The following is a 15,599-nucleotide window of genomic DNA, read 5'->3' as shown; positions in this document are numbered from 1 at the left end:
GACTTTCAGTTTGAAGGCGATCGCGGACACTAGAGAAAAGCGTGAGAACAACCCCAATGTCCCCTCTCAGTCGTTTTACTCCCAGCTGGATTCGTGCTGGTGTTGCAGCCCAAGAATATGCAGCACTGATCAACGCAGTCTCAACTGGGGATGAGGAAGCCCTTAAGAAATGGCAGAGCGGTCAAGGTCTTCGGTTACTTACTGAGTTGGTCACGGCAGAGCGATCGCGAGCATTAGGTGCTTATCAAGCAGAAGTCGAAGGCTTTCTCAATAGCATTTTGGTTCTGCTTGGAGAAGCCGAACGGAAGTCCTGAGTTGCAAGTTTATACAGATAGTTCAACTGCGATTACCAGCTTATTCCTTGCACTAATTTCAGTGGTTAAAAGGCTGAGTGGTCGCAGTGTCTCTCTCAATCTATTACAGCTAAAATTTCGATGCGTAACACCAGTTTAAATCTCCAAGAGATTCAGTTAATTTCATCGGGCTTTAGCTGGAAATTTGCCAATGAAAGCGAACTCGAACGCTTTTTATGGGAATTTCTACCTGACTATTTAGACTGTCAGCCTCTACAGCGTCAGTTCCGCATCAACAATCAGTGTTGCGATATTTTAGCGATCGGTTACGAAAACGAGCTGATCGTGATTGAACTAAAAGTTGTAGAAGACCGATATTTAGTGCCACAACTAACTCGTTATTTTGATGCGATCGCTCAAGAGCAGCCTTGTGCTGATCAGGTTAACTATCTACGCCCGATTCGACTGATTGCGATCGCGCCTAGCTATCATCCCGATAACTTGACTGATGTTCGCTACAGTCAACTGTCCTTTGAGTTGTATCAGCACCAAATCGAGCAACAGGCTCAAAATCACTATCTGATAGTACTCAATCTCCACACTCAAGAGCAGCGCCAGCAACAGATCCCAGTCTTCCAACTTCCAAACACGCCAGCTGCTTTACCTGACCCGCCACCTCTGATGCTGACTTGGCTTAAACGTTGTACGCCAAAGCAACGTGATCACCTCCTGAAATTACGGATCAAAATCCTCAACTTCGATCCACGCATTCAAGAAGTTGTTCAAGGTCAAAGTATTTTTTATGGAAAAGGCAAAAAGCATGTAGCAGAATTGTGCATTGATCCTGCGCGTGAGTTCTGTATTTTCTTCTGGTTTCCTAATGATGAAAACTTCTTCCGTGGGCGAGTCAGAAGATTTCGCTACTGGACTAATTGGATTACGGCCAGCTACTGGGGAACCTGCCATGCTGGATTTCAGCTTGACCTCAGACGGCGAGTTACTTATAAAGAAGTCAAACAGCCATTTAATCAGAGATCTTTGGAAAATCTTTTAGAAAAGGCATTGAAAATCTGGAAAAGGCGAATGGAGTGGCGCCAAAATAATAGTGATTCCTAAATCATTAGAACAGATGATTTGATCTGGAGAAGGTTAGCGCGATCGATCGCCTGGAGGTAATAGCCGCCCTTCCAACTTGGCAGTTAGGGGTTCTACAACCCGAACCAAAGCATCTTGAATAAAGCTACGAATAAATTCATCGCGACGATTGAGCTGGAATTGTTGCTGAACGACCTCTGTGATGCCGCCATCACCCCAGCTTTGGTTTTGGCGGAAATATTCAATGAAGCTTCTGCCTGCAATTCGCGTTAGGTAAGCGGCACTCACGCCCTGAATCGCGCGACCTAAAATGGCAGTCGCCACGTTAGTTTGCAAGGCTGCTGCCACAATCTGAGTGGCCCCTTTGATCAGGCCTAAACTTGTCAGTGTTCGAGCGAGAGACAAGGCCAAATCTCGCCCGCGATCGCGATCGAGATCACAGTCATAGAGGCGGCCAATTTCGATCACCATCTGGGCATTGACTGCGGCGGTCCCTAGTAGATCTAGGCCAGGTAAAGGCGTCACAGCAATTACGCCAGCGCTAATCCACTGAAAGCGATCGACGATTTGCTCAGCTTGCCGTTGCCGCTGCTGATCGAGTAGTTGTCGCGTCTCTTCACCCAAGCGCTGCGACTGCAGCAGGATGTTGTCAGCAATCAAATCCTCGCCTTCACTGCGGAGAACTGCTGCCATTCGCTTGAGCAGCGTTGTCACCTCTGGCTCTGGCTGCAAAAAGCTGCCATCCGGTAGGCGCACCGGCTGCGGACATGCGCTAGCCGTCAGAATGTCTGCGGGTGGAATCAGCCCCTTAAGGCGCTCCCGAAGACGCGCCAGAATCACCTCGCGATCGCGCTCTTCGTAAAGATCCGCCTTGTTGAAGATCAGGAGCGATCGCTTGCCAATCCGAGCCAGATCGAGACAAGGCTCCAGTTCTGAGCGGCGCAAATCGTTATCGACCACAAACAGCAGGAGATCTGCTTCGACTGCTAACTGGCGCGCCAGCTTTTCCCGTAATCGACCCGCCACGCCTGCTTCCAAAATTCCCGGCGTATCCGTGATTAAAATGTCACGCCCTACCCCACGCAGCCCCAAACGATAGGTCTCACCCTCTTCCGTAGAACCCATCGTTGCTTCGACCTTGCCGACAATGCGACCGAGCAGCGCATTGATCAGAGAGGTTTTGCCCGCTGAGCCTGTGCCAAAAATCACCACCCGCAGCTCACCGCGTTCCAGTTCGGTAGCAATCTGTCGCGATCGCTCGAGCAGTGCCTCCCGGGCAATTTCATCGGCGATTTGGTTGACCTGTTGCTGTACCGCCTTGAGGTTTTCTTCGGCAGCTTCGGCCTTGACCTCAGGGAGCTGGATGGGCTGCGATCGCTTAGGCGAACGGCCAAAGCGACTAAAGGAATAGATCAGGCTGCCGATGACCGCCACGATCATCAGCACTAAGACAAAGATCAGAAATCCTGCCAGCAGGGGCGAGCTGTAGGACAACTGCCAGTAGAGGCGCTGCAGGGCATCGATCACCCAGATCACCAGCCCCAGCGCAACCAAGACTAAGACTCCCAAGACCAAGAGCCGCGTATTGCGCAGCATCGACCCTCTGCCTCCAGCGCTTCGCCCTTGTAGCGTATCTGGCGATCGCCTCAGCTAGCTGCTCAGCAGCTTGCCAATTGTCCCCACGCAGCCACCAGCACTAGCCGCCCGTATTAAACTGAAAGTCTTGTCGCCTTTGCTGAATCATCATGCTCCAGCGCTTCGATCTGGATTCTCAAGATCTGCTCTTCAAAGCTGAGAGCCTGATTGTAGCTTCCCCCAATCGCTACCACGTCACCCTGCAGATCGCGCGTCGTGCCAAGCAAGCGCGCTACGAGGAGATGGAAAATCTGAGCGAGGAAACTGGCATTAAGCCTGTGCTGCGCGCCATTTTGGAAATGTCAGACGAGTTGAACCAGCCGGAGATCATTGGCGGGTGAAGCGGCAACGCACCCTAAGACTGTGGAGCGGTGTGCTGGCTCTCCTGCTCTGCTACGCATCCGTAGCTGAGGCGCAGCGGCCTCCCAGACCTGAAGAGATTGGGCAGCTCGTTTATGAAAAGCTGCCTAATCTCGAGCGTGCCAATACCTACCGTGGCGTGCGCAGTGGCGAGCTGCGTCCGACCGATACGCTGGTGTCGCGTCTAATTCGCTTCCATCAGCAGAACCGTAACCGTCGTTTGGCCTCGCGCTTGGATTGGAAGATCACGATGGCGGATCTGCTGGGTGTGAATGGGGTCCTGCGCCCCGAGGACTATCCCGGCTTCGAAACGCTTTCCCCTAATCCGCTTCAAAGTGATTTGCAAGCGATCGCGAAACTCACTCGCGCTGAACGCGATCGCCTGATCGATGCGATTTTGGCCGTAGTGCCGCGTCCACAAACAGCAGCGGTGCCGCCAGAAGAGACACTTGCACCGCCCGAAGTGCGGCCGACCCCACCAGTGCCAACACCAGCCGTGCCGCCACTGCCTGCTTTGCCCGGTCGGGGATCGGCTGATCTGTTGCGCTAGGGAAGATGGGGCGAATTCTGCGCGAAGGGTCAGGTTGGCGGCTGGGCTGGGATGAGGCAGCAGAACGCTATCCCGGCTTAGTGGGTACCACGGATTGGGCAGTCGAGCTGACTGCGGACGAGATGGCCGACTTCTGTCGGCTGGTTCAGCAACTTGCGGAAACGATCGCGGCGATCGCCAGTGAATTGATGCCCGAGGAACGCCTGCAGATCGAAGCGGAGTCAGCTCTGCTCTGGCTCGAGGCTGAGGGTTTTCCTGATGCCTATGACCTGCGTTTGATCCTCGCCAGCGATCGCCGCGTCGAAGCCTGCTGGCCCGCTGCTGCCGTACCGGATTTAGTGGCAGCGACCCACACGCTCAAGGCTTTTTAGCAGTCTGGGTGTTATTGGATGACCCAGACTGCCTTGTGGGCATCGCTGAGCCTCGACCATCTGTTTGCTTCAGCGCATCGATCAGCCGCTTGCTCCCGCTTGATCAGCAGGGAGCTGAGGTCGAGATCGCTCAAACCAATTGCGCGCCGTAATAGTCCGGTTCTTGGCCTGGGTGCCACTTGATGTTGCAGCCAATGCTGGGTTTTTGGTCGGCACTAGGTGCCTCTCCTGCAAGCACAGCGGTAATGGCAGCCCGTAGATCTGCTCCCGTCACCGGGCGATCGTTGCTGGGGCGACTGTCATCCAGTTGACCGCGGTAGACCAAGCGGCGATCGCGATCGAACAGGAAAAAGTCTGGTGTGCAGGCTGCCGTGTAAGCCTTGGCGACAGCTTGACTTTCATCGAGGCAATAGGGGAAGGCAAAGCCCAAACGCTCAGCCTGCGCCTTCAGCTGTTCAGGACCATCCTGGGGATGAGTCTGGAGGCTGTTGGGGCTGATCGCCACGATGCCCAAGTCGGGATAGTCATGACCGATCGCGGCCAGCTCCACTTCGATGTGCTTGACGAATGGGCAGTGCTGACAGATGAACATCACCAGCAGGCCAGGGCGATCGCGAAAGTCCGCCAGTTGAACCGTGCGACCAGAGACAACATCCGGCAGGGCAAAATCAGGTGCAACAGTCCCCAGAGCCAACATGGTCGAAGCGGTTTTTGCCATCGTCTTTCCGCAGAATCCATCCACTCTTGATGCTGGCGGATTCTGGTCTAGCCATCAAGTTCTGCAGTGGGGTGCTCACCGGGGAAGCTGATGATATGCAAGTCAACTCCCTGGCCTCGTAACCGTTGGAGCAGGCGATCGGTCAGGGGACGTCGCAGCCACCACAGCCACTTGCGACTGGGGCTTTCGCCAATGACGACTTGGGTGATGCGTTGCTCGGTGGCTGCCTTGGCGATCGCCGCAACGACATCGGTGCTTTCAACGCGGAGAAAGGTGCCCTCAAACATCTCGCAGAGCCGATCGCAAGTCTCGAGTTGCAGCACTTCGGCTTTGGTCAAAAACCGCTGCGGATCCGCCACAAACAGCACATACAGGCGCGCATCCATGGCACTCGTCAGGCGGGCTGCCCGCCGCAACAACCGAATCGACTGGGGATGAGTGGACAGACAGACCAAGACTCGCTCGCGGACGCTGACGGTTCCGGCTCCTTGGCGATCGCCCGCAGCTTGCTCTTCGATGCTGTCGGCCACAGCGCGCAGGGCCAGTTCTCTCAGGGCCACCAGATGGTGCCGTTGGAAGAAATTGGTCAGGGCTTGGGGAACCTTCTCGAGGGCATAGATCCGGCCTTCGCGCAAACGCTCCTCTAGGGTTTCGGGCGTCACATCAACCACGACGACCTCATCGGCTTCCTCCAAGAGGCGATCGGGAATGCGCTCGCGCACAATCACGCCGGTAATGCGAGCCACGAGATCATTCAGGCTTTCGAGGTGCTGAATGTTGACGGTGGAATAGACATCCAAGCCTGCCCTCAGCAGTAGTTCCACATCCTGATAGCGCTTTTCATTGACCGACCCCGGAGCGTTGGTGTGAGCCAGTTCATCGATCAGGACCAGTTGCGGCTGACGCTGCAAGATCGCCTCGATATCAACTTCACTGAGGACCACGCCGTTATAGGTCAGCTGGCGCGCAGGAATCGTCTCCAATCCTTGGGCTTGCTGTCGGGTTTCAAGCCGTCCGTGGGTTTCCAGCAACCCAATCACGACATCCAACCCCTCGCTGCGCAGTTGATGCCCTTCCTGCAGCATGCGATAGGTTTTGCCAACGCCGGGAGCCATGCCAATAAAGACTTTGTGGCGGCCGCGTCGAGCTTTCAACAGCGGCATCATGGGTGGAAGTGAGCGGGAGGCGCGATCGCGCTAGCCAAAGAGACGATCATGGGCGTCTGGCCAACATTCGGGGACTCCAGAAACTCACAGTAGTTACGACTGCAGTAACGCGCCCAACTGAGAGTCAGGGCGATCGTCATCACCCCATAGCCAACGATCACAACCCAAGCCAGCCAACGTCGAATTTGGGGTGGGCTACAGCGTAGAAAAATCAGAATGCCAAGCGTTGCGCCCACGGCCAAGCCAAGTGGCAACAAAATCACAGCAAAGGCGAGAACGTAGACTCCCGCATAAGGGCCTCCACCGATCAGTCCCGGAATCACGCTGATCGGCAGAATGGCCAGCAGCAAGACACCCCAAAAACTACCCAGCAGGCTGCCAGCCAGGGTCCGTCGCCAGCGCCGATTGACGGCTCCCGCGATCGCCCCGATCAGCCCCCCTCCCACCAGGGCGATCGCCAAGGCAGCGACCGTACCTCGCAGCAGATCGAGCAGAACCGGGTACAGCAACAAAGCACTCATGCCGTCAGTCCACGGGTGGCAGCGTTGCTAGCGTACACGGCAGAACTGGCAATGGACTGGTCATTCGGCGGATCAGCGCAGACGGGATGCGATCGCCGCGTTATGCTGCTCTGCGAGGTGGAGGCTGACCCTCGCAGGGGAAAAACTTGTCGCTAACGGGATTGCTTTGGGCGGGAATTGGATTGCTGCTGACGATCGCAGGCACGTTTATTGAACCGGCGATCGTGGTGCCAACCTGGCAAGATGGCAGTCTACGGTGGCTCACCTATTCATTGACCAGTTCAGCCCAAGTGGCGGCGATGCTGTTCACCAGTTGTATGGGCGGTGCCGAAGCCAGCTTTCTCGCCCAAGTGGCCTATCTGGCTCTAGGGCTCAGTCGCTATCCCGTCTTTAGCCAAGGCGGAGGCCCAGGCTATTGGCAAGAGCCGGGCTTTGGCTTCCTGCTTGGCTTTTTGCCAGCAGCTTGGCTCTGCGGTCGCTGGGCCTTTCGTCAGCCAGTCACACCTGAACATCTGAGCCTGGGTTGTCTGTTGGGACTGGCAACCGTCCAGTTTTTTGGGGCGATCTATCTGGCCCTGCTGACTCTAGGAGGTGGTTTACATGGCGGGGCAGCAGCCTTACCCAGCCTGCTCTGGCAATACAATATCGGACCGCTCTCGGGGCAACTAGCGCTCGTCTGCTGTGTCACCTTGATCGCCTTCCTGTTGCGGCGGCTTCTGCTCTACTAGAAAAGTTGATCTGCACACTGCACCCGAATGATGCGCTTTCGCTATCCCGCCTTTTGGATCCCAGCCCTGGGCGGCTTGATCTGCGATCGCCTCAGTAAGCTTTGGGTAGTCACTGAATTTCAGCTCTATCAAAGCTGGCCGATCTGGCCCCAGGTCTTCCATTTCACCTACGTGCGCAACTCAGGTGCTGCCTTCAGTCTGTTCAGTGGCGGAAGTGGCTGGCTGCGCTGGCTTTCCTTTCTGGTCTGTTTGGGGCTGGCGGTGTGGGCTTGGTTTGGCCCACGGATGACGCGTAGTGAGCAGTGGGGCTACGGCCTGATTTTTGCGGGTGCTTTTGGCAATGGCCTTGATCGCTTCTACGATGGCGCCGTCATTGATTTTCTCGACTTTCGGCTGATTCGTTTTCCCGTTTTCAATATTGCCGATGTCTTGATCAATCTTGGGGTTGCCTGTCTCCTGCTGTCCTTTGTCCGTCCACTCTGGACGCGTCGGCGATCGGGACAACCTCCCCAGACTTTGTAATTGACGAGCGATCAGCGAGGACGATTCATTCTGAAGCGGGTTGGTTTGGAGATGATAGCCGTCGGTTCGTGGGGGGATTGTGCACCCCCACCGCACGCACTCAGGGGGACTCGACTCCCTCAGCCCCCCTGCAACAAGATTTCGGATGAGGCACACTGGGGAGCCGCGATCGCAGCGGGTAAAACAATCCGGTATTACCCCTGAGTCTGAGGCTCATCAGACCTTGACACCAAGGCTGGCGGGCTCTTTTAGAGAATGCCGATCTCCTTGAGCATTTTCTTCTGTTGGCTGGCGGGAACGAGGGCATGGGCTGCCAGCGCTCCACTGGTAGCGACGGGTGGAACCCCAATGCCCGGGAAAACGCTGGCTCCACAGAGCAATAGATTGGCAATTGGGGTCTGGCAACCGGGGAACAGTCCCTGATCCGCACCGATCGCAGGCCCATAGCTGCCCTGAAAGGTGTTGAGATAGTGGGCTTGGGTGCGCGGCGTACCCTCCAAGGAAATCACAGCGCGATCGCGGACGTCGGGGATCAATTGCTCCAGCACATCCCAGAAGATTTGACAGCGATCGCGTTTTTGTGCCTCGTAGACCGCACTGCCTGGCTCTAAATCTCGCCACAATTCCCACGGTTCATTGGCTGGGGTGTAACCGTGCAAGACCTGATGGCCGGCTGGTGCAAGGTCAGGTTGCAGCAGAGATGGCATTGAGAGCACCACCATGTTGCGTTCTGCAGTGATCCCTCGCTGCCAATCACCCACCCAAACGTGATGCAGCGGTAAGTGCTGCAAATCATCGCCGCGCAGCCCAAGGTGAAGATGTAAAAAGCCATGACAAGCGGGGGTTTGCTGCCGCTGTTCTCGCCAGCGAGTCGGCAGGCTATCGCTAGGCAGCAGGTTCAATGTGTCCCAAATGCTGGCGTTGCTGACCACGGCGCGACGGGCGTGAATTATCTGACCATCGGCACAGCGAACGCCACAGGCGCGATCGCCTTCCACCAGAATTTCGGTGACTCGGCTGCGGACTTGCAAGGTGCCACCCTGTTTTTGGAGTCCTCGAACCAGTGCCTCTGCGATCGCAGCACTACCGCCAACCGGATATTCCAAACAGGCGTCCGGCTCAAACCATTCTCCAAACAAGGTCGCCATTGCTGCTGCACTGGTTTGATCCGCAGGCAATCCACTGATCAAAAAGCAGAGCAGTTCCACCCAGTTGAGCAGAAACGGATCGCTGAGATGACGTCGAGCGATCGGGCCAAATGCGCCACCCAAAGCAGCCATCCGCCCCAGATGCGGTAGCAGTTTGCCAGCACTTCCCGCCAAGGTGTTGAACAGACTGAGCCCAGGCCGTAACGCCAACAAGGGCAGCGCATTAGCAGCAGCACTATAGGGAGCCAGCCAAGTCATGAAGTCTTGCCACTCTTGAGCAGCAGCTGGTCCACGCAGGGCGGTGACTGTTTTGAGAAAGTCGGTGTTGCCCACCCCAATCTGTAACTGGCCTTCGGGCAGCAACACGCCCCATTCGCGATAGGTCAGGACCGGCACTTCTTCTCCGATCGCTCGTAAGACTTGAGCCAGCGGATTGGTACTCGGCCAGCGCCCTAAGCCTGACCAGAGCGACGGGCCAGATTCAAAGTGAAAACCACGCCGCTCAAAGCCATGAGCAGCACCTCCGGGGCGATCGTGAGCTTCCAAAACCAGCACGTCGAGGCCATAGCGAGCGGCTAAAGCACCACAGCACAGCCCGCCCAAGCCACTGCCAATGACAATCAGGTCAACGGATTCATGGGACTGCGGCATAGTGGCGTCTCGACACAAGCGGAGCGATCGCCGGAAGAACCCCGATCCAGATCCAAGCGATCGCGGCTCTCCTGTTGACCACTGCTTAATCTAGGCCATCCCTTGCGATCGCCGCAGAATTAGGACAGTCTGAATCCCCCAGCGAAGTCTCAGATGAAATCGTCAATCATTCGAATCCGTTTGCACGGTCAAAATACTGAGCAAAAGAATTGAGACTCTGGCTAATGATTGGATGAGGTGCTCTTAATTGAGCTGCCAGTGTTTCTGCAGGGATTGCAGGCTCCAATCCAAAGCACAGCCAATCAGGCCGATCGCCAATAGAACGGCGGTGAGTTCGTTGTAGGCAATGCGATCGCGGGTATCGAGGATGAAGTAGCCCAGTCCCGAGCTAACCCCTAGCATTTCAGCAGGAACCAGGACAATCCAAATCGTGCCGATCGCCAGCCGAAGACCCACGAGAATTTGCGGCACGATCGCAGGAATCACCACACGCCGAATCGTCTCACTGCGAGTCGCACAGAGGCTACGAGCTAGAAGCAAGAGTTTCTGGTTGACGGCGGCAGTACCGCTGCTGGTACTGAGCAGAATTGGCCAGACGGCAGCGATCGCTAGCAAGAAATAGACCGGTAGATCACCAATACCAAAGGCCATGACGGCAATCGGCATCCAGGACAGGGGCGAGATCATGCGGATGAACTGCAATGCTCCGGTTGCCGATCGCTCGATTGTTGGCACCAGCCCAAACAGCAAACCAATCGGAACCCCAACCGTGATCGCTGCCAATAAGCCCACGGCCACTCGTTGCAGGCTTGCACCGATGTGTGGCCAGAGCGTGCCGTTGAACAGCAATTTCCCTAAAGCCGCGATCGCTGATTCAGGGGCAAAGGCCTGCCACACCGGATCAGGGTTGATCCAAGCGGAGGTCAAAGCACTCCAGATCAACAGTCCTAACAGCAGCCCTCGCAAGGGATAAGGAATCCACTGGATAATTCGCTGCCAACCAGAGAACCAGGGGCGGCGCGATCGCAGGCTAATCGTCATCTCAACTGACCTGGAAGACTTCTTGACGACGGAAGTCGGGAGTCAAGCCAAATTGAGCGGGGCCACCCTTTGCCGCGATCGCTTTTCGGACAAAAGAGTCATCCACTAAATCGGTGGCGACCTGCTGGGGCGAGAGTTGATCGAGGAAGGTTCGCTCGCCTTCAACTTGAGTTTGTTGCAGCAGCGTGACTAACTTCTCGGTGTAGGACGGGAAGGGATAGGGCTGGAAGTCAATGCGATCGCTGCCCCAATCGGCATGGCGAATAGCTCCGATGGGGCCATAGACTTCGGGGCTGTAGGCAGTCAGCGCCTGCTGCAGGATGGGTAGTGGGTGGGGCGTATACTTGCCGACTCCATCCTTGGAAAGAATTTCGGCAACTTCTTGGCGGCGATCGCGCATCCACGCTTGGGAAGCCACCAAGCCATTGACGACTCGCTGCGCCCATTCTGGCCGTTCTTTAAGGTCGTCTTCGTGCATGAAAATCACACAGCAGGCGTGATCTTTCCAGACATCACCGGTGAAGCGGAGAATCTTGCCAACCTTGCGTTTTTCAGCGGCGGCATTAAATGGATCGGCCACGATGTAGCCGCCAATGCTGTCGTTGGCTAAGGCTGAAATCATGTCTGGCGGGGGTAGCACCACCAAGTTGACTTCATCGTCTGCGATCGCTGCTTCCCGAGGACGACGCACTACTTTTAGCCCTGTGTCTTGCAGCACTTGTTGCAGCACAACGTTATGGACGGAGTACCAAAAGGGCACTGCGATCGTGCGACCGGCTAAGTCTTCAACCTTGTTGACACTCGGCCCCACCGTTAGGGCTGAGCCATTGGTGTGGTTCCAAGCAACCACCTTGGCAGGGAAGTTCCGGCCATAGCGCAGCGAAATAGTGGCGGGCATCAGGATGTGAATGGCGTTCACCTTCCGGGCGATAAATGCCTCGATAATCTGGGGCCAAGAGCGGAACAGGGTTGGGGCTTCAACCTGTAACCCTTCCTGTTCAAAGAACTTTTGAGAATGACCGATCAGGAGGGGTGCCGCATCGGTAATCGGCAGATAGCCAATTTTGAGGGGCTGGTCATTGGCAGGGCTACTGGGTGCGGTTGAGGTTTCATTGCCCGGACGGCAGCCTGCAGCAAGAGCGAGAGACCCTGTAAACAAGCCTGAAAGCTTGAGGAATTGGCGGCGGGACAGGCCGCAGCATTGGCAGAACGGCGGATGAATCATGGTCGTTAACTCAGCGAGTAAGAATTACGGAGTCAGGGAATCGGAGAGGGCTTGCAGGATTTCGGCACGCAAGCCACTGAGGTCAGTCAGGCAATGAAACCGCGGACGCGGCTGGGGAATGATCCACTGCTGACCGAAGCGACCGGGGTTGCGATGCATCAGGATGACGCGATCGCCCAGTAGCAAGGCTTCATCGAGGTCGTGGGTGACCATCAACACGGCTTCGGTTTGTCCTGCGATCGCCTCCAGCAGCAGCTTCTGCATTTCCAAGCGATGGATCGCATCCAGAGCCGCGAAGGGCTCATCTAGCAACAGCAGATGGGGATGGCGAGCCAAAGCACGGGCAAGAGCCACCCGCTGGGCCATGCCGCCTGAGAGCTGCCGAGGATAGGCGCGTTCAGAGCCAGCTAGCCCAACTCGTTCTAGGGCTTCACTAATTCGCGATCGCCGCTGACTGTCACTTAGCTGTGGCCCCTGTTTCAGTTCCAAGCCAAAGGAGACGTTTTGCCAGACGGTCTGCCAAGGCAGCAGCGCCGGTTCTTGGAAGACAAAGCCAATGCGCGGATGTGGCTGACGCAGCGGCTGACCCAGAAACTGAATTTCGCCGGCATCAATGCTTTGGAGGCAGGCGATCGCTTGCAGCAAGGAGGATTTGCCACAGCCACTGGGCCCTAACAGACAGACGATCTCGCCCGGGTGCAAGCTGAGGGTGAGATCTTGAAAGGCGGTGACGTTGTGGTTGCCGCTGCGATAGTGCTTGGTCAGCGATCGCGCCTGCAGGATGATGTCAGTGGGCGATCGCGGGTTGACAACCGGATCGGCGATTGTGGTGGTCATGCCACTGCCTCAGCAGCGGTGCGCTGCAGTTCGCGCTCCAGTTGCACCAAGCTCGGCGTCAGCACGGGTAAAAAGGCAACTTCTCGCAGCCGTTTCGCGGTGCTGCCAGCGTGGTAGCCCTTGCCCCCACGAGCTTCTAGCTCTAGCCAAGTCACCTCGGTCGCCAAGCGGGTGAGGGCAATCCGCAATTCAAACAACTGACGGAGTTGTGGCAACGAGAACTCGCTGAGCTGCGCCAAGGCATGCAGATCGGCGGTCAGCCCCTCAAGTTGAATTTGAACTTGAGAGTAACGGCTCTTGAGAACTGCACTGGGCCCACTCAGGGTTGGGGCGATCGCTTTGAGTGCCGCTCGAATGGTTCCGAGAGGTAATCCGCACTGAAAGAGCAGAAAACTCGGGCGCACTTTGGGCAAGAAGGCCCGTCCTGCCTCAGCGATGATCCAGCGATCGGGTAGCCAGACCTGATCGAAATTGAGGGCACCCGTCGAGGCGGCAACCATCCCCAGTAAGTCAAAGTCAGGACTGCGTTCAACCCCCAAGGCATGGGAGGGAATCGCCACAATCAAGACCTCTCCGTCGCGAGTTTCCGTGGCCACAGCCACAAAAAATTGCTTAGGGACCAGATTGGAAGCCCAAGGTAGGGAGCCTTGCAACTGAATTCCGCCAGTTTGACGTTCAGCGTTGAGCCGCAAGGGTTCCAAGCCCGAGAGATGCTTCATGGCATTGGACATTCCCGTCGCTCCGGCCTTTTCAGCCCGCAGAACGATGGGCAGAACCTCAGATTTCAGCCAGTCATTCTCGCTAGCAGTAAGGTACTGAATAAACGTCCGTTGGCACCAAAAAGCAAAGCCACTGGTCAAACAGACTTCGGAAACAGCGGCGATCGCTTCGACTGCATCCAGAATGGAGCCACCGTTACCACCCTGCTGGCGATCGACCCCGAGCCCTAACCAACCGGCTTGGGCAATGAGCTGGAGAATATCGAGGCTTTGGGAGCGGTGCTCAGGATCAGCGGCGGAGAGCGCTTGAATCTCGTTTAGCAGAGTGGTGGTTGGCATCCCAGCATCCCTCAACCGATGGTTTCGATGGCAGCGAGGCGATCGATGGGAGCCCCAACGACTTCACGGGCACGGCGAACCGCTGCTTCGTCAGGACCGTCGTAGAAGCAAAGACATTTGGATAGGTCTTCGCAGACGTAGGTGCGCTCGAACTGCACTTCGGGCACTTGGGCATAGAGCGGGGTCTTCTCGGCTTTGCGTTGGAGATAGGTCTCCATCGTTAGGCCAGCGGGTAAATCCCACTCCACGAGGTAATTGGCTTCTGTTTTGCGATCGGGATTGGTGCGCGGGTCTTGGCCAATCAATCGAACTTGCTTAATCGCGGCGATCGCCCAAGGACTCGGTTTAACGGCGGCCTGAGCAACCGTTTCAGAATCCGCTTCAACAATCACAAAAATCTTGCGATCGCTGCGGGCAACTTGCGCTTCGATCAAAACGGCTTGCTGTTGGCTAGCGGCTGCCGCCAACTCACTCAGCTGGGTTTGCACAATCTCGGGAGTGACTTCTGGCAGGCTTGCCTCAACGAGATACAGCGGCATAAACACTCCTAGGGTCAGCTCAATCACTACCGATGTCGTGACCTGTTCTCTTTGAAACGAGGAACAGCTGTAATCACCGATAAATCGATTGAGATTTTGATGTTTACGCTAGTTGGGCGAGGAGACCAAACACAAGTACTGCAAGCTACAAGTTTTTCAAGCGTCTGACTGGAGTTTTAAAGGGGCGATCGCCTGATCGGTCATCGCGATGCGGGTTGATAGACCTCGTAGTTCAGCCAGGTGGTATAGAGCAGCTGGGCATGACTTCGCCAGCGGACGCGGGGCAGTTGGCTGGGGTCATTGTTGGGGTCGTAGTTCAGCGGCAGATTGATCAGCAACCTTTCTCGCGATCGCTAAACCGGCGATCGAGGTCTGTTCGGTAGCATCTCGGCTAGCCGGATGATTTCAAGGTTTCCGTGGTGACAATTGACAAGCGATCGCTGTTTTTTTTGCGACAGCTTGCTTGCTGGCGATCGCCCCATCCCTAGAACACGGCAGAGAAGAGAAGATCAAAACATCTAGCCCCATCCGCTGGTCAAAGCTCAGATGGAAGCCCATCGTCAAATCGTGCAAGTGAGCGGCACCCATCTCAGCTTGGATTTGCCCCCATCCCTGCGCGATCGCCGTCTGGAAGTGATCGTCTTGCCTGCTGCCGATGACGCACTATCTGCTGAAGGTGAGTCCGTTATTGATGAGCAAGCGATCGCCCGTATTTTCGCTGAAACCCAAGGTGCCTGGGGACAGACCGACTCAACTGCGCCAGTAGCAACGAATCAAGCTACCTGATGTGATCATTGCCGCCACTGCTCTCACAGAAAACTTGCCTTTGGTGACACGCAACGCCAAGGACTTTCAAAACATTGTAGGTCTGTAGCTGATCAATCCCTTTGAGCTGGATTAAAGCTGAGCGCTCTACATTAAGCCTCTCCCAAACTGACCTAGAGAGGCAGCTCTATTCATTCCGTATGAATAAATCTAAAACAGTCTACCTACCATTAAGCACTAGACATTTTCGAAACTCGTCGTACCAAGCAGAACTTGAGAGAACTATTTCCAGAATGGGTTCTGAGAAATCGAGTCTTACCGATGCTCCCTCGGTTAGTCAGGCAGGCTTGGATCTCAGCTGTGCGTACGATTTTTC

Annotated in this window: 18 protein-coding genes and 1 pseudogene; 8 read left to right on the top strand and 11 right to left on the bottom strand. The window is 55.9% G+C overall.

The features are described from left to right. Positions 1-56: 56 nt before the first annotated feature. Positions 57-314 (top strand): hypothetical protein, encoded by a 258-nt coding sequence (locus DOP62_RS02855; protein WP_208672771.1) that lies wholly within the window; start codon positions 57-59, stop codon positions 312-314. Between the two features lie 324 nt (positions 315-638). Beyond that, complete coding sequence (locus DOP62_RS02850) at positions 639-1,409, top strand: hypothetical protein (protein ID WP_370538855.1); 771 nt, start codon at positions 639-641, stop codon at positions 1,407-1,409. 33 nt (positions 1,410-1,442) lie between these two features. Here the strand turns inward: DOP62_RS02850 and DOP62_RS02845 are convergent, their stop codons facing one another. After that, positions 1,443-2,984, bottom strand: a complete 1,542-nt coding sequence (locus DOP62_RS02845) for a DUF697 domain-containing protein (protein WP_208672774.1) — start codon at positions 2,982-2,984, stop codon at positions 1,443-1,445. Positions 2,985-3,133: 149 nt separating this feature from the next. Between DOP62_RS02845 and DOP62_RS02840 the strand changes: the two genes are divergently transcribed. From DOP62_RS02840 to DOP62_RS02830, 3 genes are read left to right on the top strand one after another with little or no spacing between them, the layout of a single operon-like run. Then, on the top strand, positions 3,134-3,364 hold the full coding sequence (locus DOP62_RS02840; protein ID WP_208672775.1) for a DNA-directed RNA polymerase subunit omega: 231 nt from the start codon (positions 3,134-3,136) through the stop codon (positions 3,362-3,364). Then, the gene (locus DOP62_RS02835) at positions 3,361-3,933 is read left to right on the top strand and encodes a hypothetical protein (RefSeq protein WP_208672776.1); all 573 of its coding nucleotides are present in this window, start codon (positions 3,361-3,363) and stop codon (positions 3,931-3,933) included. The genes DOP62_RS02840 and DOP62_RS02835 overlap by 4 nt, the downstream gene beginning before the upstream one ends. Positions 3,934-3,938: 5 nt before the next feature. Beyond that, positions 3,939-4,304, top strand: coding sequence for a DUF1818 family protein (locus DOP62_RS02830; RefSeq protein ID WP_208672777.1), 366 nt, complete (start codon positions 3,939-3,941; stop codon positions 4,302-4,304). A gap of 130 nt (positions 4,305-4,434) precedes the next feature. Here DOP62_RS02830 and DOP62_RS02825 read toward each other — a convergent pair whose 3' ends face one another. From DOP62_RS02825 to DOP62_RS02815, 3 genes are read right to left on the bottom strand one after another with little or no spacing between them, the layout of a single operon-like run. Further along, a complete protein-coding gene (locus DOP62_RS02825; RefSeq protein ID WP_208672778.1) occupies positions 4,435-5,022 on the bottom strand; it encodes a thioredoxin family protein in 588 nt (195 codons plus the stop codon). 47 nt (positions 5,023-5,069) lie between these two features. Further along, entirely contained in the window at positions 5,070-6,188 is a 1,119-nt protein-coding gene (locus tag DOP62_RS02820) for a sensor histidine kinase KdpD (protein ID WP_370538854.1), read from the bottom strand. Next, positions 6,185-6,709 carry a hypothetical protein gene (locus DOP62_RS02815; protein ID WP_261789766.1) on the bottom strand — a complete coding sequence of 175 codons (525 nt, stop codon included), beginning with the start codon at positions 6,707-6,709 and terminating at the stop codon, positions 6,185-6,187. The genes DOP62_RS02820 and DOP62_RS02815 overlap by 4 nt, the downstream gene beginning before the upstream one ends. A gap of 146 nt (positions 6,710-6,855) precedes the next feature. Here DOP62_RS02815 and DOP62_RS02810 point away from each other — a divergent pair, with 146 nt between their 5' ends. Continuing rightward, positions 6,856-7,437 (top strand): biotin transporter BioY, encoded by a 582-nt coding sequence (locus tag DOP62_RS02810; RefSeq protein WP_208672780.1) that lies wholly within the window; start codon positions 6,856-6,858, stop codon positions 7,435-7,437. Between the two features lie 27 nt (positions 7,438-7,464). Beyond that, positions 7,465-7,959 (top strand): signal peptidase II, encoded by a 495-nt coding sequence (gene lspA / locus DOP62_RS02805; RefSeq protein ID WP_222610232.1) that lies wholly within the window; start codon positions 7,465-7,467, stop codon positions 7,957-7,959. Between the two features lie 248 nt (positions 7,960-8,207). Here lspA and DOP62_RS02800 read toward each other — a convergent pair whose 3' ends face one another. The 7 genes and pseudogenes from DOP62_RS02800 to DOP62_RS02770 form a co-directional block, all read right to left on the bottom strand. After that, the gene (locus DOP62_RS02800; protein ID WP_208672781.1) at positions 8,208-9,758 is read right to left on the bottom strand and encodes a phytoene desaturase family protein; all 1,551 of its coding nucleotides are present in this window, start codon (positions 9,756-9,758) and stop codon (positions 8,208-8,210) included. A 243-nt stretch (positions 9,759-10,001) separates the two neighbouring features. Continuing rightward, positions 10,002-10,799, bottom strand: coding sequence for an ABC transporter permease (locus DOP62_RS02795; protein ID WP_208672782.1), 798 nt, complete (start codon positions 10,797-10,799; stop codon positions 10,002-10,004). A 1-nt stretch (position 10,800) separates the two neighbouring features. After that, on the bottom strand, positions 10,801-12,024 hold the full coding sequence (locus DOP62_RS02790) for an ABC transporter substrate-binding protein (RefSeq protein WP_208672783.1): 1,224 nt from the start codon (positions 12,022-12,024) through the stop codon (positions 10,801-10,803). 24 nt (positions 12,025-12,048) lie between these two features. Continuing rightward, positions 12,049-12,861, bottom strand: a complete 813-nt coding sequence (locus DOP62_RS02785; RefSeq protein WP_208672784.1) for an ABC transporter ATP-binding protein — start codon at positions 12,859-12,861, stop codon at positions 12,049-12,051. After that, entirely contained in the window at positions 12,858-13,919 is a 1,062-nt protein-coding gene (locus DOP62_RS02780; RefSeq protein WP_208672785.1) for an acyl-CoA dehydrogenase family protein, read from the bottom strand. The genes DOP62_RS02785 and DOP62_RS02780 overlap by 4 nt, the downstream gene beginning before the upstream one ends. Positions 13,920-13,930: 11 nt before the next feature. Next, the gene (locus tag DOP62_RS02775; RefSeq protein ID WP_208672786.1) at positions 13,931-14,458 is read right to left on the bottom strand and encodes a DUF4242 domain-containing protein; all 528 of its coding nucleotides are present in this window, start codon (positions 14,456-14,458) and stop codon (positions 13,931-13,933) included. A 200-nt stretch (positions 14,459-14,658) separates the two neighbouring features. Continuing rightward, positions 14,659-14,828 (bottom strand): annotated as a pseudogene (locus tag DOP62_RS02770) (homoserine O-acetyltransferase/O-succinyltransferase family protein); the annotation flags it as partial. 176 nt (positions 14,829-15,004) lie between these two features. On the opposite strand from DOP62_RS02770, the gene DOP62_RS02765 reads away from it, so the two are divergent. Continuing rightward, entirely contained in the window at positions 15,005-15,244 is a 240-nt protein-coding gene (locus tag DOP62_RS02765; RefSeq protein ID WP_208672791.1) for a hypothetical protein, read from the top strand. Positions 15,245-15,599: the final 355 nt, after the last annotated feature.

Source organism: Synechococcus elongatus PCC 11801 (assembly GCF_003846445.2).
Classification (GTDB): Bacteria; Cyanobacteriota; Cyanobacteriia; order Synechococcales; family Synechococcaceae; genus Synechococcus; species Synechococcus elongatus_A.
Note: the sequence above shows the minus strand (reverse complement) of the source record. Positions and strands in the feature narration are given on the sequence as shown.